Here is a 20,316-nt window from a genome sequence, read left to right as displayed (position 1 = left end):
CCGTTTGGTCGGGTAAATTGTTGCGGATGCCGCCTTTATAGGTGGCTGGGTAGAACAAGGGTAATCCAGGGAACAGCCACCAGCAGGGCCAGCCGCACTATGTCCGCCACGATAAATGGGGCAACACCCCTGAAAATAGTCGCGGTCGATACGTCGGGCAAGGTGGCGCGCAAGGTGAATACATTCATCCCGACCGGCGGCGTGATCAGGCTTATTTCAATTACCACGACTACGATAATGCCGAACCAGATGGGATCGAAGCCATGGGCCATGGCCAGCGGGTAGAAAATGGGTACTGTCAGCAACAGCATGGACATGCTTTCAAGCACCATGCCCAGGATGATGTAGATAATAATGATGCCGATCATGACGCCCATGGGGGTCAGGTCCATGGCATTGATCGCGGCTTCCAGTGCTTGCAACAGGCCGGCCACATTGACGAAGTTGGCGAAGATCATGGCGCCGATCAAAATAGCGAAGATCATGGCCGACATGCGGGCGCTTTCAACCAGCACTTCGTAAACGCCCCGAAGTCTTAGGCCGCCGCGCCAGATGGCAAATAGCGCCGAAAAAGACGCGCCGATTCCGGCAGCTTCCGTCGAGGTAAAAATGCCGGTGTAGATTCCGCCAATGACAATGACAAACAGCGCGGTAATACCCCAAACCCGTTTTACTGTGCGCAGCTTTTCGGGCCAGGACGCGCGGGTTCCGGGAGGGCCCGCTTTTTTGTCGAGGGTGGTGATGACGGTAACTGTCAGGCAATATAGCGCCAGCCCGACCGCCCCAGGCAGCACGCCGGCAATGAACAGTTTGCCAATGTCGTTGTTGGTCATGATGCCATACAGAACCAGGGCCACCGACGGAGGAATCAAAATGCCCAGTGTGCCGCCAGCCGCTACGGCGCCGGCGGCCAGCGAATCTTTGTAGCCGAACTTGCGCATCGACGGCATGGTGACGCGCGACATGGTGGCGGCGGTGGCAAGGCTGGACCCGCACACCGCCGAAAAGCCGGCGCAGGCCATTAGCGTTGACAAGGCAAGCCCGCCGCGAAAGTGCCCAACCATGGAGTAGGCTGCGGAATACAGGTCGTCGGAAAGTCGGGCGCGGGTAATGAAGTTACCCATCAAGATAAACAGCGGCAGTACCGATAGGTTGTAGTTAAGGGCGGTATCGAATGTCAGCTGGCCGACCATGGCCATGGCGCCTCCCCAGCCCACCACCAATCCGAATCCTACAAAGCCCGATACCGCCATGGCAAACGCAATGGGAACCCCTATGCCAGCCAGAAGGAATAGTGCGGCCAGGCCGATTATTATCGTCATCAGTATTCCGTGGGGGTAGCAGTGGGGCGGGCGGCGCCGGACAGCGACGCAAATGCCTCGGCCAGAAAGATAAGGGCTGTTATGGCGGTGGCGGCGGAGATGAAAATAGCGACCGGCGCCAGCGCAATGCCCAGAAACGGCGTGGTGTCGTGGTAATGGATGATGGTGGCGGCTTTTGCGGCCACCCGCCATGCAAGAAAAGCCACAATGGCGGCGGTAATGCCCAGGGCTGAAAACCGTACAACGCGTTGCGCGGCGCCGCGCAGCCAGCCATCCAGATAGTCCAGTTTTACATGCTCGCCGTGGGCGGTGGTAAGCGGCAGCGCAGAAAATATAACAATGCCCATCGCCAGTTCAATAAGCTCTCCGGCTCCGGGCACCGGAGAATTGAATGCATAGCGGCCTGTTACGTCGACCAGCATCAACAGCATGATGCCGGCCAATGAAATGGCCGCGCAAAGCCCCGCCGCCAAGTAGCCGGCCCGTTGAAGCTTGCTTGCCCACCCTTGTGTCTGCTGCACAATGTTTCCTCTCTTGTTTTGTTATTGGTGCAGTATAGGGCAGCGTTGCCGGCTGAATTGTGGGTTTTTTGCGTTTATCAGTCGGGGATTTCACCTAGCGGGTGGGGGATGGTTAGGTTGCGAAAAAATGCTTCAAAATGTGTATGTGTGCCATGGGTTGTTTTAGGACGCAATACTGTATTTGAGCGTTGCGATAGGAAGGCACGAATTGTATAATTTAATAAATTAATAGTTTAGAGGATGTAGGCATGGTTGCCACTGTACAAACTTCAAGTGTCAAAGTCGTCGGTGCGAATGGTCAAATCTCGCTGGGCAAGCAATATGCCGGCCGTCAAGTGCTGGTGGAAGAGCGTGAGCCGGGTGTCTGGATGGTGCGCACAGCCACGGTTATCCCTGATAATGAACGCTGGTTGCATCAACCCAAAGCCGCCGCAGATCTGCAAGCCGCTATGAAATGGTCGAGTAAGCACGAAGCATCTGACGCCGAACAAGACGATACGCTCAGCCGCTTGAGTCATGGCGATCAATAAGGCCAAAGTCCGGTTGGACCTGAATAATCCTGTTTTCCAGGAAAATCTACTTACGCTACAAAAACCCGAGCGGCATGCCGCGCTGGATACCCTTAACAAGATTCGGCAGTTGACTTGGGACCAGGTCTACAGAGACCCTGGCTTGAAGTGGGAAAAGATCACCAGCATTAAGACCCCGGCGGGCATTGACACCATTTATTCCCTGCGCATTACTCAGGCTCGCCGGGCAACCGCCTACCGCGACAGCGAGTTCATACGCTTTTTGACGGTCGAGCCTGATCACGATGCGACATACGGAAAAAAGTGATGGCATTCAGCTGGGGTTTCCCTGCGCGGTAACGAGACGGCGGTTTTAGAACGGGTAGGTAATGGGCTTGTCCATGACGCTTACCCATTGGCTTTGGGTAAATTCATGCACGTTTGCCGGCCCCCCGAATCGTCCGCCGTTGCCCGAGGCGCCCATGCCGCCGAATGGCACGTGGAATTCATTGTTGACGGTCTGGTCGTTGATATGAACCATGCCTGTTTTAAGGCGCTTTGATATTGCCATTCCTCGTGCTGTTGATCCTGGGGCGATTTACGGGGTCGAGGTTCTTGCCATTGGGCGTATCCGGCACGACTTTCTATTCCCGGCCATTGTGGCCAGTCTTGTTTCGTTTGAAGTGAGCAAATGGTGGGGGCTAACATAGGGGGCAACAAATACCGTCTGATTGCCTATGTTCGCTTTGAAAAGCAGATTGTTTACATCAAGGCCGTACTTACCCATCAGGACTACGACAAAGGAGCATGGAAATCGTGAACGCACATATCAATCTGAAACACCTGCTTCCGGCGTGGGAACACTTCCGCAACGCGACGGACATCGCTCCAATTCGGGACGAAGCCCACTACATGCGCATGGCAGAAACGCTTGAGGTATTGCTGGACGCGGCACAAGGGAATGAACATCATCCCGCCATGGGTCTGATCGACATCGTTGGCGACTTAATCGAAGACTACGAGGCCGAACACCACTTCCTGCCTGAAGCTACCGGCACCCAAGCTTTGAGGTTTCTAATGCAGCAACATGGCCTCAAGCAGACTGATCTGCCGGAAATCGGCAGCCAGGGTGTTGTGTCCGAGGTGCTGTCTGGCAAACGCGACCCCAATATTCGGCAAGTTCGCGCATTGAGCAAGCGCTTTGGCGTTTCCAGCGCCACCTTTGTTTGATTGGGTATTGGCGTAGCGGAGACTAAACTAGGCGGATGACTAGTTTGTTGGTGGGGTGGATATGAGGATTTGGCCTGTACAGGACGCAAAAGCGCGTTTCAGTGAATTTCTTGACGCCTGCCTTTCCGACGGACCGCACGAAGACGCAATGATCGCAGCAACGGCAAAGCTGCTGCTTATTCGGTAAACACATCGTCTAGTGTTGCGGCATCCAGGATGTTGAGCGACCAGGTTTCCAGTTGAGCCGGCGTGGCAGACCCCAGGCGTTGTTGCAGGATCTCGGATAAAGGGCCGAACTTGCGGGCCAATTGATGTTGAAGCACAGCGGTTGCGCCTTCGTTGCGGCCTTTCGTAAGGCCTTGTTCCAGCCCTTGTTCAAGTCCTTTTTCAAGTCCGCGTTTCTCACCTAGGCGTTCAATGCTGGTTACGAATGTCACTTCATGCTCCTGTTCGATGGTGGCCATGGCTTGCTCAAAGGCCGGTTCCAGTGCAGCCGGCAGAGTCATCATCCAGTCAATAATACGGAATAGTCGCAAGATATTCTTTTTGCTGTAGCGATACCGGTACAGCAACCGGATAATCTGCGTTTTGGATGCCAGGCGTTGCGGGCCGTCTTTACTGGTGGTTTGGGTGTGCAATTGCGCCATGACAACAGCCGCGAAGGGATTGTTGGCGGCTTCTTTTTCCAGCTCGGCCCAGCGATCCAGCCACACGGATAAGTGTACGACAGGAAAGCGAAATTGCCCACTATTGGCCTCGCGGTTGCCCCAAGAATATGTGAGATGAGTTCCAGCGCCTCGACTGGCCGTGAGCACGGCCAAGCTGACCAACTCCATCTTTTGTAGGCCGCCGTCTGGGCCGGCGATACCGTCGATATAGCGATCCTCAATGCGCCACGCATAGCGGAACATGCGCCGACCAAAGCGCGGCACGGCGGCGGCAGTGATTCTGCCGCCCTGAATCTCTACATGAACGAGGATACAAAATGGTTGCTGGCGTTTACTGACGACCCGAACCAGCTTGTCGGCGTGCAGGCGGCCACGCCCGTTCTGGGCGTCGTGCATGAGGGCTTGCAGCTCTTTGTCCAGGAACGCCGGTGGATGTGCCCAGTCTATCTGCGTATGCAGCCAGGGAGCGAGCAAGCGCAAGAAATCTTCAAAGTAGTAGTCCAGTGCTTCTTTCCAGGGGCTGTCGTAGTCGGTGGACGATTCGGGCATCGGGGTGTGATCCAAAAAGGCGCATGAGTTATCACTGTAAAAGGCGCCGTACGGGGTCGGTAGGGGTAGCGCATCTGAATAGCCAGGCCGGGAAGTACGGAGAGGTGGGCTTCACTCCCTGCCTGAAGCTACCGGTACCTAAGCTTTGAAGTTTCTAATGCAGCAACATGGCCTCAAGCAGACTGATCTGCCGGAAATCGGCAGCCAGGGTGTTGTGTCCGAGGTGCTGTCTGGCCCCCGCAATTGAGCAGTAAAATCTGGCTGGTCATTTCAACGGGACCCATCTGCGGGTAGCGCCCACCATGCCATTGCCACGCTTCAACTATATAGAGCCCGTCGTCATGCTGGCGACGGTCGTGCAATGGCTGGTTCTGGCGACGATAGCGGGGGCCATTGTCGGTACGGGCACCAGCTTTTTTCTGCATGGCCTGTTTTTCTTTGTAGAAGGAACCGCCTCCGTACCGCTGTGGGTGCAAATGATATTGCTGCCGGTGGGCGGGCTGTTGAACGGCTTGCTGCTGTATTACGGCTACAAAGCCAATAAGACCGGACTGAAGGATTCGGTGATAGAGGCGGTGCACACGCAGTCGGGCAAAATGCCTTTTAAAACGCTGCTGATCAAGCCGGTTGCCGCCATCATTACCCTGGCCTCGGGCGGTTCGGCCGGCAAGGAAGGGCCTTGTTCGCATATTGGTGCGTCGCTGGCTTCGGGAATTGGCCGGGTATTCAAGCTGAATGCCGAGCTGCAAAAGCGCCTGGTCGCCTGCGGCGTCAGCGCCGGTTTTTCCAGCGTGTTCGGCACACCATTGGCTGGCGCCATATATGGCGTCGAGGTCCTGGCCATCGGGCGCATTCGGCATGACTTCCTGTTTCCGGCCATTGTTGCCGGCGTGGTGTCTTTTGAAGTCAGCAAATGGTGGGGCGTGCCCTATACGTTCTACAAATTGCTTCCGTTGCCGGAGTTTTCGGAAATCCTGTTTTTGAAGACCGTGCTGATAGGCGTCATTTGCGGTGTTGTCGCCTGGGTGTTTGTCGACATGATCGCATTGGTGCGTAATATCTTCGCGCGCCTCAAAGCTCGGTTCGGCCTTTGGCCGCCGTTGTTGCCATTGTTCGGCGGCCTGGTGCTTTCGGCTTTGATCCTCGTTATTCCCACCGAGTACCTGGGCTTGAGCCTGCCCTTGATGGACCGCGCGCTGGACGGCGAAGCCATGCCTTATCTTGGTTTCTTATGGAAAACGATTCTGGTGGCGGTGACTCTGGGCTCGGGCTTCTACGGCGGCATCGTAACCCCGCAGTTCGTGATCGGCGCGATTGCCGGCAGCGCGTTTGCGCCAATGCTGGGGCTCAGCCCCGCGCTGGGCGCGGCGGTAGGGCTGGTGGCGGTGGTGGCCTCGGCCTCGAACACGCCCATTGCCGCAATACTGATGGGCGTTGAACTATTCGGCGGAACATTGGGAACCGTATATGTGGCCGGCGCCGGCATTGCCGCCTACCTCATCATCGGCCACCGCAGCGTTTACCCGGACCAGCTCATCGCCTATTCGAAATCCTCGTGGATGGTTGTCCGGCCCGATATGCCCCTGGGGCAGGAAAAGGTCTACCTTTCTTATGGCTTTCTAAGATGGTGGAGCAAGTTCAAGCAGCGGCAAGGGCCGCAGTATTGGAGGCGATTGGTGGCGTGGGTTCGACGAAGGTAAGGGGAGCATTCTTGATGCTTGCGGGCTACTAAATGTGGCTATTACCGTCTTTTAGATGCCCAGGGGCTACAAAGCTTCTTGTCGGTTTGTGCCTCATAGGCTACATTAATACTGGACTACTGTGTTTTTGATGCTCTAAGGCTACTTATGACCACCCTTGCCGATATCGCCGACATGCTGAAAGAAGCTCGCCGCGAGGCTGGCTTGACGCAAAGCACGCTGGCCAAGCGCGCCGGTGTGGCGCGAACCACCGTCGCACGTATGGAAACGTTGGCGAAAGGCGATATGAGCGTTTCGGCGCTGCTGCGCTTGCTGGAAGGCGCCGGCTATGACCTGAAAATGGTGAAGCGGGGTCATATGCGAACTCTTGAAGACATATTGGCGGAGCAGCGGGCCGAAGAGGACCTGTCATGAAGCTTGACGTACAGGTAAAAGGCAAACTTGTTGCGCGGTTGTACCGCGAGCGAGACGAGTATGTTTTGAAGTACGGCGCGACAGCTTCAGCAGAAGACTTTGTCAGCCTCACTATGCCCGTTCGTGAGGAAGCATGGAAATGGCCACGCGATCTGCATCCGTTTTTTCGCCAAAATCTGCCGGAAGGATATTTGTTGAACGTGATCCGCGAGGAGTTCGGTCCTTTGTTGGACGGCACCGATTTGTCGTTGCTGGCAATTATCGGCGGTATGGGGATTGGCCGAGTTACAGTGACCCCCGAAGGCGTAGCGCCAGGTACTCAGCTGGAGCCTCTGCAGTTAGAGGACCTTCTTACCGGCGAAAACACTGCCGATCGTTTTGCGGCGCTCGTGCATAAGTATGCGCGAGCGGCAATTTCTGGTGCCGTTCCCAAGTTTATTGCTCCAGAACTTCCTATGCCCAATGATGTAATTGCGACGTTGGGCAAATCGACACTGCGCACCAGTCGCCACATTATCAAGGGCTCGGACGCCAATACGCCGTTCCTTGGCTTTAATGAGTTTTACTCCATGCGTGTCCTGGAGCGTTTGAATGTGGCCAATGTTGCCAAAGCGCGAATGTCGGAAGATGGACGAGTGCTGGTTGTCGAACGCTTCGACGTCGATGAAAATGGCATCCCGGTTTTTGGGTTGGAGGATACGTGTGGACTGCTGGGCCTGCCGCCGCATGAAAAATACAGCCCGACGACAGAAAAGGTTCTTAATGCGGCGCGCTCTTATTTACCAGCTTCCGGGGCCAGGGCGCAGCTGGAGCAATTCGGCTGGCTCCTGTTGACGAATTATGTAGTGCGCAACGCTGATTGCCACGCAAAGAATATCGCTCTTTATTACACGTCGTTAGCCGACATAGCCTTTACGCCCGTTTACGATGTTGTGACGACACAAGCGTATCCTCGTTACGCCGCAAGCGCGCCTGGCTTGTCTGTTGAGGGACGTAAAACATGGACGGTGGGTAAAACGCTTGAGCGATTCTTCAACGCCCGGCTTGGCATAGCCCCGCGTGAGTACGCCAGTATGGTTGAACGCTTGTGCGAATCGGCGGTGGAGGTGGGGCGTGAAGTTATTGAGGCGGCAAAAAACGAACCGCAATGGCATGGCATAGCCAAGCAGATGGTGCATGCCTGGAACGATGGCATGGAGTCGCTTCGCAGCCCCCGACCAGCGGCGCAATTTCGCGGCTTAACCGCTGCAATAGAGGAAGCAAAATTTTCCGACCCCGAACCGCCGCATACATCGCGTGATGTAATAGGGCGATCAGAGCTTTTGGCAAAGCCGCGGGAGCGACGATAGGCTTGCCAAGCCGCAACGGCTACGCTTGGGCATAGGCCTGGAAGACATAGCCGTAGCCGGACTGGCATACCGGCTGCTGGTGCGCAAGCGCGGGCCGCAGTGCGCGCGGCGTGAACGCTTACGTAGCCCGGATACTCAACCAGCCCGCGCCGGATAGCCGCTTTCTATCCATTTCGTTGCGCTTTCCATGGTCAGCTTGAAGCTTACCGCCACATTGGCGCGTCCGAGCTCTTCGCCGTAGGCGTCCCAGGCGCTTAGCGTGGCGTAGGGATCGTCGTCGTCCGGGACAATGTCCAGCTTGACAGTAACCTGGCCGTCGTCTGTCGAGACTTTAATGTTTTTGTGCAGCAGCGCGTGCAATTGCTGCTCGTGGCGGCGCAATACTTCTGAAGCCGTCTTGACCAGCGTGATGAAGGCGGACGAGTCCAGCGGCTTGGGGTTTTTCTTATCGCGGCCCATGGTCCATGGCCCCACAAGCGCGGGTTCGTCCTGGCCGTCCTGAATCATTTCCACGGCCCAGCCGTCGTCGTCTTCATTCTTGATGACCCGCGCCGTCCAGCCATCGTCGCGCCAAAGCGTGGGTTCTTGTATTTTCTGGGCGCCGGCGTCCGCGTCCGCGCCGTCGATGTCGTCCAGGGGGCTGTCGCCGGTAAAACTGCCATTACTCACTGACTTCTCCATATGCATCCATGGCTTTTTGGGCCTAGCCCAATATGCTGGCACGTTTGGAGAAAATATGCGAATGGGTCTGCCGGTTGACCGGACACGCGCGGCAGCGGCAGGCAGCGTGGCCTGCGCGACGGCGTCATCCATATGCTGGTTGGCCGTGAAGCGATTGGCGCGTGAGCGCAAGATCTACGAGCCGCACTCTTCAAGTGATATGCAAAAACAGCCTGAACCTTCTTAGCAGAAGAATGGTTGCCAGCGAGATTGCAAATACGAAGACTGCCATGGAAGGAATTGCCCACCAGGACGAGGCGCTGGACTTCAGCAGGCCGGTCCAGTCTTCTATGCGTTGCAAAACGAAGATATGAAGGCAGTAGATTCCAAGCGTGCAGGCGGAAAGCCGGTTCAGCAGGTTCGAATGCGGGCGCAGCTTGTCGCCCAGGCCGTACAGGACGTTGAAGATGCATATTGAAGCGCCCATGACCAGCGGCGACAGATAGTCGTAGAACAGGGTGTCGGGAGTGCCGGCATGGCTGGAATACATGAAGGTGGCTGTCATGATTACGACGCTGAAGCCAATGAAAAGGCCGGCGTTGGCCCACCAGTAGCGGTTCTTGGAGAATATATTCTGGTACACCTCGAAGACGTAGGCGCCCAGGAACAGATAGCCTATCAGTCCTACAAAGGACCCCAGCGCGTAGGTTTCGGGCAGGTCCAGGTCGATGCCGAACACGCTTCTTATTACCGGCCAGGCCGAGGCCAGCATCCACAAGGCCAGGAACAGTTTCTTTTCGGAGGGGCTGGCCGCCAGCCAGATGCTGCGCAAAAAGGGCACGAACAGGTAGATGCCCAGAATTGCGTACAGATACCATAAATGAAATACCACCGGCCCGCTGGCCAGCTTTTTTACCCAGTCGTACAAGCTGCCGTAGTGTTCGCCCTGAAGGGTGTTCCAGGCCATGTAGAACAGCGACCAAAACAGCAGGGGCGGCAGGACGCGCGCAAAGCGCTTGCTGAAGAAGACCGGCAGGCTTTCCTGTTTGTTCAGCAGCAATACGCCGGAAATCATCAGGAAGACCGGTACGCAGCTGCGCGTAAGGGAGTCGTAGAAATTGGACGCCCACCATTGGTCGTCGAAAACGTTGAAGTTGACGGCGGCCACGTGCAACACAATAACCATGAAGCACGCACCGATTCTTGCGGTGTCCATCCCGGCGGTGAAACTGTTTTTTGCCATATTCATATCCTATGCACATAGGTGTAACACGATGCCGTGTTTCGGTCTGCGATGGCTTATGTCGGCTTGTTACGCAGCGCCGGCGAGCTTTCGGATTTCTTTGAACTTGTTCATTTTATTGATGCGCGATAAAATTGCGGCGTCCGGTTCGCTTTGCGGCGTGTGCCGGTGCCAAGAACGCCAGCCTTGTAAACAAGCGGCTGCCACTGATGGCACGCTATCCTTCGAATAAGTGGTTTATCAATGAAAAAGACCGGCGCGACCGACGAACCCGTACTTGGGCTGCGGGAACAAAACAAGCTGGAGAAGCTTCAACGCATTAAAAGCGCGGCCAAGGAATTGTTTACCGAACTTGGCTACGACGCGGCCACAACGCGCGATATTGCCAAGCGTGCCCGGGTGGGCCTGGGTACCTTGTTCAACTACGCCGACGACAAGCGCGACTTGATTTTCTTGATCTATGTGGATCATCTTAACGAGATACAGCAGCAAGGCACACAGGCGGTGAATTACCGCAAGCCGCTGTTGGACCAGTTGGTTACGTTTTTCTCGTTTCTGTATGAAGACTTTGCCGGCAATCCGACTTTGTCGCGTATCTTGCTGCGCGAACTGACGTTCTACCGGCATGGCAAGCTTTCGGTCCAGTTCAACAAGAACCGGCTGCTGGTTGTTGAAACCGTCAGGCAACTGGTTGCCGGCGCGCAAGAGCGCGGCCAAGTCCGTTCGCGCGAAAGCTCATCGGCCATAGCCCTGGGGCTGTTCTTTATTTATGCGGGCGCGGTGCGTCTGTGGATTTCTGAAGACAATCCCGACCTTAAGGCCGGCCTGGCGGCGCTGCGCAAGCAGTTCAAGCTGTACATCAACGGCCTGGACCCGGTTCGTTGACGATATCCAGAGGCTTGAGCGCGCCGGTTGACCCGGCGGCCCAACTGCTTAAAGACCCAGGATGCGCTCTGCATTGCCATGGAAGATTTTTTCCATGATGGCGTCGCTATAGCCCAGTTCGCGCCATTCGCGCAGCAGGCGTTCGTACGGCATGCTGGGGTAGTCGCTGCCGAACATAATCTTGTCCTGCAGGCGGGTGCGCATATCCACCTTTAACTGCGGCCAGAAGTATTTGGGGGCCCAGCCGGACATTTCCCAGTAGACATTGCCTTTATGCAGGGCCACCGCGGTTGTTTCGTCCACCCAGGGCCAGCCGGGGTGCGCCATGATGATTTTCAGTTTGGGAAAGTCGGCGGCCAGCTGGTCGATGGCGCTGGGGTGGGCGTGGCGGATGATTGCGCCCATGCCGCCGGGCATGCCGGCGCCCATCCCCGTCGTGCCCACGTCGATCATGACGGCCGCGCCCAGCATGGAGATTTCTTCGAACAGCGGATAGTAGCGGCGGTCGTCCACCGCAAAGTGCTGCATGATGGGATGAAAATGAAAGCCCAGCATGCCGAATTCCTGCACGGCCTGGCGCGCCTGGCGGATGGCCAGTTCGCCCTTCGAGGGTTCCAGCGCGCCCCAGGCTTGGATGATGCGGCCTTCGTTGCGCTTCCACATGCCATGCACGTATTCGTTCGAGCACGGTGGCGTGCCAACGGTGGTTTCCAGGTCCAGCGCCACCAGCACGGCCTGCACGTCGGCGTCGGTAAAGTCCTGGACGACCTCTGCTTCGGTCTTGGGCGTCCAGGCCCTGTTCCAGTATTCGGCCAGCGCGTCAACGTAGGGCTGCTGGCACGAAATCCATTCCTGGGTGTTGGGGTAGCAATGCAAGTCTATGATTCTCATGTCATGGTTCCGGAGTAAACAAAGAGTCGGGAAATGGCGGCGCGGCAAAGAGTCATGAAGCGGCGGCGTTGCGGTTTTCTTTTTCGCCTTCCATCTTTGCCGTGATCATTTCGCGCAGCTTCTTCTTGGAGACTTTGCCAAAGGTGGACAATGGGAATTCATTCATGATTTCCAGGCGTTCGGGAAGCTTGTATTTGGCGATTTCCTTGTTGGCCAGGAACTGCTTAAGCTCGTCAAAGCCCAGCGTTGCACCATTGCGCAGCAGCACGCAGGCGCACATGCGCTCGCCCATGTCGGGGTCGGGAATGGGAACGCAGGCAATGTCCTTCACGGCGGGGTGGGCAAGAATCAGGTTTTCGATTTCTTCGGCGCTGATCTTTTCGCCGCCGCGGTTGATCAAGTCTTTGCGCCGGCCTTCCACCATGTATCGTCCCGACGGATGCTGGCGCATCAAGTCGCCCGACTTATAAAAGCCGTCGGGTGAAAACGCGTCTTTGTTGTATTCAGGAACGCCGAAGTAGCCGCGCAGCGTATAAGGGCCGCGGCACCACATTTCTCCGGTTTCGCCGAAGGGCACGTCGATGCCGTCTTCGTCCACGATGCGCACTTCGTCGTCGGGGCTTACCGGGCTGCCTACGGTTTCCATCCGGACATCTTCCGGGTCGTCGTGCCGCACGAAAAAAAGCAGCCCCTCGCCCATGCCGAAGTTTTCCTGGATAAAGGCGCTGGGTATCAGCTTCTTGGCCAGTGCGCGCACTTCGGGCTGCAAGCGCTGGCCGCCGCTTTGAATGACTTTAAGCGACGAAAGGTTGTACTGGCTTAGCACCGGGTCGTTAAGCAGCCGTATCAGCAGGGCCGGCACGACCTTGATATGCGTGACCCCATGGTCTTGTATGGCGGCGCAGATGTCGGCCGCGCGGGTGCTGGCAGAGAGCACGACTTTGGCGCCCTGGAACATGAAGCCCTGGATGCCGGGGCAGGCCAGGGGCAGGTTGTGGGCAATAGGCAAGATGACCAACAGCACATGCTGCGCTTCGATCCGGCAGACATTGGCGGCGGTTTTGGAGTTATAGGCGTAGTCGTTGTGCGTGCGGGGAATGAGCTTGGGAATGCCTGTGGTCCCGCCCGACAACTGGAATACCGCGGGGTCGGTCGGGTCGATATGGATGGCCTGGAGCCGGGCCTTTGCGTCTTGCGCCGGCTGGGCCTGGATAAGGTCGTGCAGCGAGGCGAAGCCTTCGGCGGCCTGGCCCAGGATAATGCCGTGCCTGAGCCCGGGATTTTGCTGCTGGACGCGCCTGATCATGTCCTGGAAGTCGAAGTCGCCCTGGCGGTCGGGCGCAACGCAGGCTACGGCGCCTGACAAGGCGACGAATTGGCTGACTTCCAGGTAGCGGTGGCTGGATAGTGCCGCAATGGGAATGGCGCCGATCTTCTGAAGTGCAAAGTAAAGAATGACGAATTCAATGGTGTTGGGCAGTTGTACCACCACGCGGTCCAAAGACTTCAAGCCGAGATCAAGCAGATTGATTGCCAGCCGATCGGTGGCTTGGTCGATCTCGGAATAAGTGTACGAGCGGCCGCGATCTATGAATGCCACCCGGTCGGCGTATTTTTCGAATACGGCGTGGAATTCCTGTGCCAGCGACTTGTCTTGCCAATAGCCCTTCTCGCGGTAGAGCTTGGCGTACTCGGGCGGAAATGGGACGACTCCTTCAAGCATTTTGTTCCTCCTGGGGGATGGGGCTGCGGCAAATTCGCCTGTCTGCAAGCCGGCCGGATAGCGCTTTTATTATGTGAACATGTTCAGTTTAGATTTTGATCATTTCTGTGTCAATGAATTTTAATCAGTGAAAACCTGCATATTCTGAGCGCCAAATGCGACTATTTTTTGCTTGCGATAAATATGATCGTGATCTAAAGTAGAACATGTTCATAATAAAATGATGCGCAAGGAGACTCGATGAAGCACGAAAAACCGGTGGCATTAGTGACGGGCGGTGGAGCTGGAATCGGACGCAGCGCGGTGCTTGCGTTGGCGGCCGCCGGCTACGACGTTGCCATTAACTACAGCAGCAGCAAAGGCGCAGCGGCTGAAACGGCCAAGGCCGCCCAGGAGCTGGGCGCGGAAACCATTTTGCTGCAATGCGATGTCAGCGACGACCCCGCCGTGCGCGGAATGCTTGCGCAGGTAGAGCAGCGGTTTGGCCGGCTTGATGTGCTTATCAATAACGCCGGAACGACTTCCGCCATAAGCCCCAAAGACCTTGATGCCGTCACCGCCGAAAACTGGGACCGTGTGTTCGCCGTCAATGTGCGCGGCATGTTTCAGGTTACACGCGCGGCCGTGCCCTTGCTTAAGGCAGCCGGCAACGGCTGCGTGGTGAATACCGCCAGCATTGTGGGTTTGCGCCCGGGCCCGCAGCCCTTGGCTTACGCCACCAGCAAGGCGGCCGTGGTAAGCCTTACTAAAGTACTTGCCTTGAACCTGGGGCCTGAAATCCGCGTCAACGCCGTGGCACCGGGCTGGATGGAAGGCGACTGGATGAAGCGCATGCTTAACGACAAGTACGACAGCCTTATGGAAAGGCGCGCCCGGCAAACGCCGCTGAAGCGCTGCGTTACCGCCGACGACGTGGCCGAGACCATGTTAAGCCTGGTTCGTTCCAACCGTTTCGTCACGGGCGAAATCATAGTCATAGACGGCGGCTTTTCCAGTTCAACCTAGGCTATATCGCGCCGCAAGGCGCGGCTGCACCCGAATCCAAACAGGAACCCACAACAGGGCGGCAAGCCCGGCAGGTTCCATACCATCACGGAGACAAGCCATGAACACACGACGTAAATTTTTGGGCGCGGCGGCGGCAGCTGCCGTTACTGTTTTAATGTCGCCCGCAGTGGCCGAGCAGGTATATGAACTGAAGGTGTCCAGTTATTTGCCGCCCAGCCATACCATCAACCGCGAAATCACACGCTGGGCCGCGGACCTTAAGCAGAAGTCAAACGGCCGGCTTATCCTGAAGCTGTTCCCGTCGTCGCAAATGGGACCGGTGAACCGCCAGTTCGACCTGGCGCGCACAGGCGTGGCCGACATCTCGTATGTATTGCAGGGGGCCACCCCGGGCCGCTTCCCTTTGACGGAACTGGCGCAGTACCCCACATTGATTCCCAATGGCAAGGTGGGCTCGCAAGCCCTGATGGACATCAAGGACCTGCTTGAAAAGGAATACACCGGCGTCAAGGTGCTGTATTTTATGTCCACGCCGCCCATCCCTTTGCTGACCTCCACCAAAGAGATCACCACCATCGGGCAAATGCACGGCTTGCGCATCCGCCACCCCGGCACTGTGTATGCTTCGCTGATTTCCGCCTTGGGCGCCACGCCGGTTGGCGTTGCGCCTTCCGAGGTTGCCGACGCCTTGAATAAAGGCACCATCGACGGAACCCTGATGTCGTACGAAGGCGCGGAAAGTTTTCAGTTGGGCACCGACCTTAAGTATGCCACCGCCTTCAACGCCGGCGTGGTTACCTTTGCAATGGTCATGAACCCCAAGAGCTATGCCGGCCTGCCTGCCGACCTGCAAAAACTTATCGACGAGACCACCGGCAACGTAGGCGCCAAGCGCGTGGGCACGGATTCGGACGAAGCGGACGAACGCGGCCTGGTGTATATGCGCAAGCATGGCGTCAAGGTGGTGTCGCTGGGCGAGGCCGATTCCAAGGCCTATGAAAAGATCACGTCCAAGCTTATCAACGACAAAGTGGCTGCGCTTGAAGAAAAGGGGTTGCCCGGCAAGGTTGCGCTGCAGCGCCTGAAGGAAGCGATCGCCGCGCGCGCGAAGGGACAGTAGCATGCGCGCGGCCAGCCACACAGGTGGGCGCCTTTACCGTTGGATGCGTTTTGTGCTGCGTGCGCTGACATTGTTGGCAGGCGTGGCCCTGGCGCTGATGATGCTGATTACCGTGGCCGACGTATTGCTGCGCAACCTGTTTGCCATTCCTATTCTGGGCACCTACGACATGGTAGAGACCTTGATGGTGTTTGTGGTGTTCCTGGGCATAGGCGAAGCCTTTCTTGACGACACGCACATTACCGTGGACGTCATCGACCATTTCGTTGGCCAGCATGCGTTGAGTCTGCTCAAGATCGTTGCGCTGGTGCTGGCCGCGGTGTTTCTGGGCCTGCTGCTGCGGTTCATGCCGATACCGGCATGGGAAGCCTATATTTACGCCGACCGCAAGCCAGACCTGCCGATACTGCTGGCATGGCTGTGGATTCCTTGCCTGCTGGGCATATTCGCCGCTTTTGTCGCCGTCTTGTTCAAATTGTGCTGTTTGCTGCGCCATCCGTTCCAGGATCAATCAACCGCGCAAGTCACCAGGAGTGTCGAATGAGTGTCCAATACATTGGCGTGCTGGGCATGCTGGCGTTGTTGGTCCTGATCTTTGCGCGGGTACCGGTGGCCATTGCGATGGGGCTGGTCGGTACGGTGGGGTATGCGGCCATCAGCGGCTTCGACAAGGCGTTTATTGTGCTTGGCTCGACACCGTTCGAGATGGGCTCGGCTTATGCCTTGTCGGTCGTGCCTTTGTTTGTGCTGATGGGGGCGCTGGCGTCCGGCGCGGGTATTTCAGGGCAGTTGTTCAGTGCCGTTCGTTCGTTGTTTGCCGGAGCGCGCGGCGGGCCGGCCTATGCGGCATTGGGTGCCAGCGCGGCATTCGGCGCGGTTTGCGGTTCGTCCCTGGCGGTGGCGGCCACGATGTCGCGCATTGCCTTGCCGGAATTGCGCCAGGCCGGCTATAGCGACAAGCTGATTACAGGCGTTATTGCCGCTGGCGGGTCGCTGGGCATCCTGATTCCGCCTTCCATCATTCTGGTCATCTACGCCATCATTGCCGAGCAGTCGGTGCAGAAGCTGTTTGCCGCCGCGCTGTTTCCTTCGATACTGCTTACGTTGTTCTACGGCCTGGTGCTGGCATGGCTGATTCATCGCAAGGACAACCACGAGCAGATATCGCCCAATGTGGGCTGGAAGGGGCGCTGGTGTGCGTTGCTAAGCATGTGGGAGATTATTCTTCTTTTTGGCGTGTCCATCGGCGGCATTTATGCCGGCTGGTTCAGCCCCACTGAATCGGCCGCGGTGGGCTCGTTCGGAGCCTTGCTGCTGGGCGTCGTCCGGCGCCGCTTGTCGTTTGCGCGGGTGCATGCGGCTTTTGTGGAAACCATACTGATTTCCAGCATGTTGTTCCTGGTGGTCATGTGCGCATTCATCTTTTCGTACTTTGTCGTGCTGACAGAGCTGCCGCATACGCTGGTGGAGTGGACGCGCGGGCTCAATGCCTCGCCAGCAGTCGTCATGCTTATCCTCATATTGTTCTACATCGTTATGGGGTGTTTTCTTGACGGTATTGGCATGGTGTTGATTACCGTCCCGGTGTTCTTTCCTTTGGTCACCGAAGTCGGCTTCGACCCCGTATGGTTTGGCGTGGTACTGGTGCTGGTGGTTGAACTGGGGCTTATACATCCCCCGGTAGGAATGAACATTTTTGTGATCCGCGCGCAGGCTCCCGAAATCCCGCTTTCGGTCATTTACCGCGGAGTCATCCCGTTCTTGTTGGCGCCTATTGCCCTGTTGTTGCTACTGGTGGCCTTTCCGGATATTGCCCTGTGGTTTCCGACGATGTTGTATCGGTAGCCGCTGCGTCCCCGCCTGAGAAGCGTTGGCAATGAAATAAGGTGTCAAAAATAGTTTTCGAACATATTTCAAAATAAATCATTTTGTTTCATAATCCGTTCGTCACGAGTGTGACTTATTTATCCATACGGAGGAAGCAATGATGATTCAGGAATTGTCGATGTTGCCGTTGGTGGGAAATAGTAGGCTGGATGCAAGGAGTTTCGAGGTAATCAAGGGGTTAAGGAAAGGTTTGGTGCATGCAGCGGGTGCGTTGCTGCTGGCCTTGGGGGTAAATAGTGGGGCGGCGGCGTTGGAAACGGCGGGGCCGATGCAGGACCAGCGGCGCTATGGACCGCTGTTCGAGGGCTTGGCGGAACCGCCACCTTTGGCGGGAATGCAGGCTGGCAAGGCGCTAATGGGGCAACCCTTGGCGCCTTTTGTATTTTCGGGTGTGATGCGCATTGCGGACCCGGGGTTCGAGTCGGCCGACGACTACTTGATCGGTGCAAGCGCGGCAACGATCAATGTCGGCGAGGGCGCGGCGGCGCACTTCAGCGGCCACATAGGCAGCATGCCGGGCTCGCCGCATGGGCTTATCAAGCTGGGCGCCGGCGAACTGGCTTTGTCGGGCTTGAATACGTATGCGGGCAATTCCCGGCTGTTGCAAGGCGGCTTGCAGGCGCGCAGCAACAATGCCTGGGGCTGGGCTTCGTTGCTGGCAGCGCCGGGAACCCGGCTGGAGTACGCGCCGGGTGTGCAGATGGACGCGTCTTTGCACATTACCGCGATGAGAGTGCAAGACTGGGCGCCGCCGGGGTCGTACGACGAAGTGCCGGCGCCCCCGCATGCGGACAGCTTGCGCTGGGTGGTGGAGGAGGGCCAGGCTTTTCATGCCGGGCTGCTGCAGGGCGACGCGCCGTTCGTCAAGCAGGGCGCGGGGCGGCTGAATATTGTGGGCGATGCCATGCCGTATATGGGCAACGCTTTGGTCGAAGCAGGAACATTGGCCATTAACGAGATATTCGGCGGTTTTGTTGTGGTGGGAAAGGGCGCGCGCCTGGAAGGCAACGGGACGGTGGCGGGGGCGCGCATTTTGCGGGGCGGCGCGTTGGCGCCGGGCAACAGCATAGGCACGCTGATGGTAGTGGGCGATGTGTATTTCGAGCCCGGATCGCGTTTCGAGGTAGAGGTCGACCCTGGCGGCGCGGGTGATGCGCTGCGGGTTGGCGGCAAGGCTTCGTTGGCCGGCGACGTCGTGGCGCTGGCGCGCGCGGGCGTGTGGAAGCCCAGCACCAGTTATGCCTTGTTGTCCGCCGACCAAGGCCTGGACGGCCGCTTCGATTCAGTTTCCGTACCCGGCGACTTTGCGTTTCTGCAACCGCAATTGGCCTACGATGCCCAGACCGTTACGCTGACGCTGGTGCGCAACGAGACGCCTTTGGACGATGTGGCGCAAACGCCGGATGAAGACGAGGTGGCGCAGGCCATCGATAAGGAGAACTCCTCGCCGGGGCTGCCCATTTTGCGCGACGAGGTGCTGGTGCTGGACAGGACCGCGGCGCGCGATGCCTTGCAGCAGCTCTCGGGCAGTTGGACGGCTTCGGCGTGGTCCAGCATGCTGGAGGACAGCCGCTTTGTGCGGCATGCGGCGCTGGAACATGCGCAAAGGCAGGGGTTCTGGAGCCGCGCGTTCTATTCGGAGGCGGAGCGGGGCGCAGCCGACGGGGTGCCGGGCGATACGCGTTCGCTGCACGGCATGGTGCTGGGCGTCAACCGGCGGCTGGGCCAGGAATGGCAGGCGGGTGTCTTCCTTGGTGTCCAGCATTCCCGTTTAAGGCGCGAAGGGGACGGTATTGCCGCCGGCGGCTCGGGTCCTGCCAGTAACGGCGCCGGCTTGCACGGTTTGGGCCAGGCTGATAACGGCGGCGTGGCGTCCGCTACGGTGCAAAGCACGCACCTGGGTGTGATTGCGGCAGGCCAATGGCGGCCCTTACGCTTGGCGGCGGGGGCGGTGCATACGCGGCATGCGGTTAAAAGCGCGCGCCATGTGGCATTCGGAGCGCTGGACGAGAGCCTGAGCAGCCGCTACCAAGCCCATGGCACGCAGATTTTTGCCGAAGCGGCGTGGCCGGTTTGGCTGCATAACGTGCATCCGCCGTCCGCAGGCAGCGGCGATGGCATGTATTCGGATCAGGGCGGCCCGCGTGGCCGCCCTGCTTCATTTTTGCTGGAGCCATTCGTGCGCATTGCCTACGTGCATTTGAACGTTCCAGGCTTCGACGAGCAAGGCGGGGCGGCGGCTTTGTCGGTGCAGTCGGCGCGGCAGTCGGTGCTGTTTTCCAGTTTGGGCATGCGCGCCGAACACACATTCGAAACCGAAATCGGCGCGGCGCGATTGCAGGGCCAATTAGCCTGGCGCCACGCGGCCGGCACCCGCGCGCCGGCTTCCAGCCAGCGTTTTGCGGGCGGCACGGGCCAACATACCTTTACTTCGCACGGCCTGCCCATTGCGCGCAGCGCATGGTCATTGGACTTGAGCGTGACAGGCCAGCTTTCCAAGCAGGCCAGCCTGTCGCTGGCCTATGCCGGCCAGCTATCCAAAGGCACGCGCGACCACGGCGTGCAGCTTAGCCTGAGGTGGGCGTTCTAGCCGCTTGCTGATTTGTGCGATGACATGACATGATGCGCGCGCTGTAT

Annotated in this window: 21 protein-coding genes; 13 read left to right on the top strand and 8 right to left on the bottom strand. The window is 57.8% G+C overall.

Features of this window, described 5'->3' with window-relative positions:
• Positions 1-35: 35 nt before the first annotated feature.
• Both DFR37_RS04005 and DFR37_RS04000 read right to left on the bottom strand, forming a co-directional pair.
• Positions 36-1,325, bottom strand: a complete 1,290-nt coding sequence (locus DFR37_RS04005; RefSeq protein ID WP_113932402.1) for a TRAP transporter large permease — start codon at positions 1,323-1,325, stop codon at positions 36-38.
• Positions 1,322-1,843, bottom strand: a complete 522-nt coding sequence (locus tag DFR37_RS04000; protein WP_147251581.1) for a TRAP transporter small permease — start codon at positions 1,841-1,843, stop codon at positions 1,322-1,324. The genes DFR37_RS04005 and DFR37_RS04000 overlap by 4 nt, the downstream gene beginning before the upstream one ends.
• A gap of 248 nt (positions 1,844-2,091) precedes the next feature.
• Here DFR37_RS04000 and DFR37_RS03995 point away from each other — a divergent pair, with 248 nt between their 5' ends.
• Both DFR37_RS03995 and DFR37_RS03990 read left to right on the top strand, forming a co-directional pair.
• Positions 2,092-2,373: a hypothetical protein gene (locus tag DFR37_RS03995; protein WP_113931955.1), complete on the top strand. Its 282-nt coding sequence runs from the start codon at positions 2,092-2,094 to the stop codon at positions 2,371-2,373.
• Positions 2,360-2,680, top strand: a complete 321-nt coding sequence (locus DFR37_RS03990) for a hypothetical protein (RefSeq protein ID WP_113931954.1) — start codon at positions 2,360-2,362, stop codon at positions 2,678-2,680. Before DFR37_RS03995 ends, DFR37_RS03990 begins: the two co-directional genes overlap by 14 nt.
• A 45-nt stretch (positions 2,681-2,725) precedes the next feature.
• Here DFR37_RS03990 and DFR37_RS03985 read toward each other — a convergent pair whose 3' ends face one another.
• Positions 2,726-2,923, bottom strand: coding sequence for an aldehyde dehydrogenase family protein (locus DFR37_RS03985; protein WP_346724843.1), 198 nt, complete (start codon positions 2,921-2,923; stop codon positions 2,726-2,728).
• A gap of 120 nt (positions 2,924-3,043) precedes the next feature.
• Between DFR37_RS03985 and DFR37_RS03980 the strand changes: the two genes are divergently transcribed.
• Together DFR37_RS03980 and DFR37_RS03975 are read left to right on the top strand one after the other, a co-directional pair.
• The gene (locus tag DFR37_RS03980; RefSeq protein WP_113931953.1) at positions 3,044-3,172 is read left to right on the top strand and encodes a type II toxin-antitoxin system HigB family toxin; all 129 of its coding nucleotides are present in this window, start codon (positions 3,044-3,046) and stop codon (positions 3,170-3,172) included.
• Positions 3,160-3,582, top strand: a complete 423-nt coding sequence (locus DFR37_RS03975; RefSeq protein ID WP_113931952.1) for a helix-turn-helix domain-containing protein — start codon at positions 3,160-3,162, stop codon at positions 3,580-3,582. Before DFR37_RS03980 ends, DFR37_RS03975 begins: the two co-directional genes overlap by 13 nt.
• A 176-nt stretch (positions 3,583-3,758) precedes the next feature.
• Here DFR37_RS03975 and DFR37_RS03965 read toward each other — a convergent pair whose 3' ends face one another.
• Entirely contained in the window at positions 3,759-4,799 is a 1,041-nt protein-coding gene (locus tag DFR37_RS03965; RefSeq protein ID WP_113931951.1) for a DUF4351 domain-containing protein, read from the bottom strand.
• Positions 4,800-5,101: 302 nt separating this feature from the next.
• Here DFR37_RS03965 and DFR37_RS03955 point away from each other — a divergent pair, with 302 nt between their 5' ends.
• The 3 genes from DFR37_RS03955 (at position 5,102) to DFR37_RS03945 (ending at position 8,262) form a co-directional block, all read left to right on the top strand.
• Positions 5,102-6,499 carry a chloride channel protein gene (locus DFR37_RS03955; RefSeq protein ID WP_211317205.1) on the top strand — a complete coding sequence of 466 codons (1,398 nt, stop codon included), beginning with the start codon at positions 5,102-5,104 and terminating at the stop codon, positions 6,497-6,499.
• A gap of 147 nt (positions 6,500-6,646) precedes the next feature.
• Complete coding sequence (locus DFR37_RS03950; protein WP_113931949.1) at positions 6,647-6,913, top strand: helix-turn-helix transcriptional regulator; 267 nt, start codon at positions 6,647-6,649, stop codon at positions 6,911-6,913.
• Positions 6,910-8,262: a type II toxin-antitoxin system HipA family toxin gene (locus DFR37_RS03945; RefSeq protein WP_113931948.1), complete on the top strand. Its 1,353-nt coding sequence runs from the start codon at positions 6,910-6,912 to the stop codon at positions 8,260-8,262. The genes DFR37_RS03950 and DFR37_RS03945 overlap by 4 nt, the downstream gene beginning before the upstream one ends.
• A gap of 135 nt (positions 8,263-8,397) precedes the next feature.
• Here the strand turns inward: DFR37_RS03945 and DFR37_RS03940 are convergent, their stop codons facing one another.
• Together DFR37_RS03940 and DFR37_RS03935 are read right to left on the bottom strand one after the other, a co-directional pair.
• On the bottom strand, positions 8,398-8,943 hold the full coding sequence (locus DFR37_RS03940) for a hypothetical protein (RefSeq protein ID WP_379881461.1): 546 nt from the start codon (positions 8,941-8,943) through the stop codon (positions 8,398-8,400).
• Between the two features lie 190 nt (positions 8,944-9,133).
• A complete protein-coding gene (locus DFR37_RS03935) occupies positions 9,134-10,165 on the bottom strand; it encodes an acyltransferase (protein WP_170139819.1) in 1,032 nt (343 codons plus the stop codon).
• A gap of 243 nt (positions 10,166-10,408) precedes the next feature.
• Between DFR37_RS03935 and DFR37_RS03930 the strand changes: the two genes are divergently transcribed.
• Positions 10,409-11,050: a TetR/AcrR family transcriptional regulator gene (locus DFR37_RS03930; protein ID WP_113931946.1), complete on the top strand. Its 642-nt coding sequence runs from the start codon at positions 10,409-10,411 to the stop codon at positions 11,048-11,050.
• Between the two features lie 48 nt (positions 11,051-11,098).
• On the opposite strand, the gene DFR37_RS03925 is transcribed toward DFR37_RS03930, so the two are convergent.
• Together DFR37_RS03925 and DFR37_RS03920 are read right to left on the bottom strand one after the other, a co-directional pair.
• On the bottom strand, positions 11,099-11,941 hold the full coding sequence (locus DFR37_RS03925) for an amidohydrolase family protein (RefSeq protein WP_113931945.1): 843 nt from the start codon (positions 11,939-11,941) through the stop codon (positions 11,099-11,101).
• 52 nt (positions 11,942-11,993) lie between these two features.
• Positions 11,994-13,664, bottom strand: a complete 1,671-nt coding sequence (locus DFR37_RS03920; RefSeq protein WP_113931944.1) for a (2,3-dihydroxybenzoyl)adenylate synthase — start codon at positions 13,662-13,664, stop codon at positions 11,994-11,996.
• A 240-nt stretch (positions 13,665-13,904) separates the two neighbouring features.
• Between DFR37_RS03920 and DFR37_RS03915 the strand changes: the two genes are divergently transcribed.
• The 5 genes from DFR37_RS03915 to DFR37_RS03895 all read left to right on the top strand — a co-directional run bounded on the left by DFR37_RS03915 (position 13,905) and on the right by DFR37_RS03895 (position 20,269).
• The gene (locus tag DFR37_RS03915) at positions 13,905-14,669 is read left to right on the top strand and encodes an SDR family NAD(P)-dependent oxidoreductase (protein WP_113931943.1); all 765 of its coding nucleotides are present in this window, start codon (positions 13,905-13,907) and stop codon (positions 14,667-14,669) included.
• Between the two features lie 100 nt (positions 14,670-14,769).
• Positions 14,770-15,792, top strand: a complete 1,023-nt coding sequence (locus DFR37_RS03910) for a TRAP transporter substrate-binding protein (RefSeq protein ID WP_113931942.1) — start codon at positions 14,770-14,772, stop codon at positions 15,790-15,792.
• A gap of 1 nt (position 15,793) precedes the next feature.
• Positions 15,794-16,336 carry a TRAP transporter small permease gene (locus DFR37_RS03905; RefSeq protein WP_113931941.1) on the top strand — a complete coding sequence of 181 codons (543 nt, stop codon included), beginning with the start codon at positions 15,794-15,796 and terminating at the stop codon, positions 16,334-16,336.
• Positions 16,333-17,637, top strand: coding sequence for a TRAP transporter large permease (locus DFR37_RS03900; RefSeq protein WP_113931940.1), 1,305 nt, complete (start codon positions 16,333-16,335; stop codon positions 17,635-17,637). Before DFR37_RS03905 ends, DFR37_RS03900 begins: the two co-directional genes overlap by 4 nt.
• A gap of 139 nt (positions 17,638-17,776) precedes the next feature.
• The gene (locus DFR37_RS03895) at positions 17,777-20,269 is read left to right on the top strand and encodes an autotransporter outer membrane beta-barrel domain-containing protein (protein ID WP_113931939.1); all 2,493 of its coding nucleotides are present in this window, start codon (positions 17,777-17,779) and stop codon (positions 20,267-20,269) included.
• Positions 20,270-20,316: the final 47 nt, after the last annotated feature.

It is taken from the genome of Eoetvoesiella caeni (genome assembly GCF_003315175.1).
In the GTDB taxonomy this organism is placed as follows: domain Bacteria; phylum Pseudomonadota; class Gammaproteobacteria; order Burkholderiales; family Burkholderiaceae_B; genus Eoetvoesia; species Eoetvoesia caeni.
The sequence above is the reverse complement of the archived record's forward strand: the minus strand, read 5'-3'. Positions and strand labels throughout refer to the sequence as shown.

What these genes read in the sequence shown, in the direction of transcription:
- DFR37_RS03995 (WP_113931955.1), top strand. Translation starts at nt 2,092, where the DNA reads ATGGTTGCCACTGTACAAACTTCAAGTGTCAAAGTCGTCGGTGCGAAT.
- DFR37_RS03990 (WP_113931954.1), top strand. Translation starts at nt 2,360, where the DNA reads ATGGCGATCAATAAGGCCAAAGTCCGGTTGGACCTGAATAATCCTGTT.
- DFR37_RS03985 (WP_346724843.1), bottom strand. Translation starts at nt 2,923, where the DNA reads ATGGCAATATCAAAGCGCCTTAAAACAGGCATGGTTCATATCAACGAC.
- DFR37_RS03980 (WP_113931953.1), top strand. Translation starts at nt 3,044, where the DNA reads ATGGTGGGGGCTAACATAGGGGGCAACAAATACCGTCTGATTGCCTAT.
- DFR37_RS03975 (WP_113931952.1), top strand. Translation starts at nt 3,160, where the DNA reads ATGGAAATCGTGAACGCACATATCAATCTGAAACACCTGCTTCCGGCG.
- DFR37_RS03965 (WP_113931951.1), bottom strand. Translation starts at nt 4,799, where the DNA reads ATGCCCGAATCGTCCACCGACTACGACAGCCCCTGGAAAGAAGCACTG.
- DFR37_RS03955 (WP_211317205.1), top strand. Translation starts at nt 5,102, where the DNA reads ATGCCATTGCCACGCTTCAACTATATAGAGCCCGTCGTCATGCTGGCG.
- DFR37_RS03950 (WP_113931949.1), top strand. Translation starts at nt 6,647, where the DNA reads ATGACCACCCTTGCCGATATCGCCGACATGCTGAAAGAAGCTCGCCGC.
- DFR37_RS03945 (WP_113931948.1), top strand. Translation starts at nt 6,910, where the DNA reads ATGAAGCTTGACGTACAGGTAAAAGGCAAACTTGTTGCGCGGTTGTAC.
- DFR37_RS03940 (WP_379881461.1), bottom strand. Translation starts at nt 8,943, where the DNA reads ATGGAGAAGTCAGTGAGTAATGGCAGTTTTACCGGCGACAGCCCCCTG.
- DFR37_RS03935 (WP_170139819.1), bottom strand. Translation starts at nt 10,165, where the DNA reads ATGGCAAAAAACAGTTTCACCGCCGGGATGGACACCGCAAGAATCGGT.
- DFR37_RS03930 (WP_113931946.1), top strand. Translation starts at nt 10,409, where the DNA reads ATGAAAAAGACCGGCGCGACCGACGAACCCGTACTTGGGCTGCGGGAA.
- DFR37_RS03925 (WP_113931945.1), bottom strand. Translation starts at nt 11,941, where the DNA reads ATGAGAATCATAGACTTGCATTGCTACCCCAACACCCAGGAATGGATT.
- DFR37_RS03920 (WP_113931944.1), bottom strand. Translation starts at nt 13,664, where the DNA reads ATGCTTGAAGGAGTCGTCCCATTTCCGCCCGAGTACGCCAAGCTCTAC.
- DFR37_RS03915 (WP_113931943.1), top strand. Translation starts at nt 13,905, where the DNA reads ATGAAGCACGAAAAACCGGTGGCATTAGTGACGGGCGGTGGAGCTGGA.
- DFR37_RS03910 (WP_113931942.1), top strand. Translation starts at nt 14,770, where the DNA reads ATGAACACACGACGTAAATTTTTGGGCGCGGCGGCGGCAGCTGCCGTT.
- DFR37_RS03905 (WP_113931941.1), top strand. Translation starts at nt 15,794, where the DNA reads ATGCGCGCGGCCAGCCACACAGGTGGGCGCCTTTACCGTTGGATGCGT.
- DFR37_RS03900 (WP_113931940.1), top strand. Translation starts at nt 16,333, where the DNA reads ATGAGTGTCCAATACATTGGCGTGCTGGGCATGCTGGCGTTGTTGGTC.
- DFR37_RS03895 (WP_113931939.1), top strand. Translation starts at nt 17,777, where the DNA reads ATGATGATTCAGGAATTGTCGATGTTGCCGTTGGTGGGAAATAGTAGG.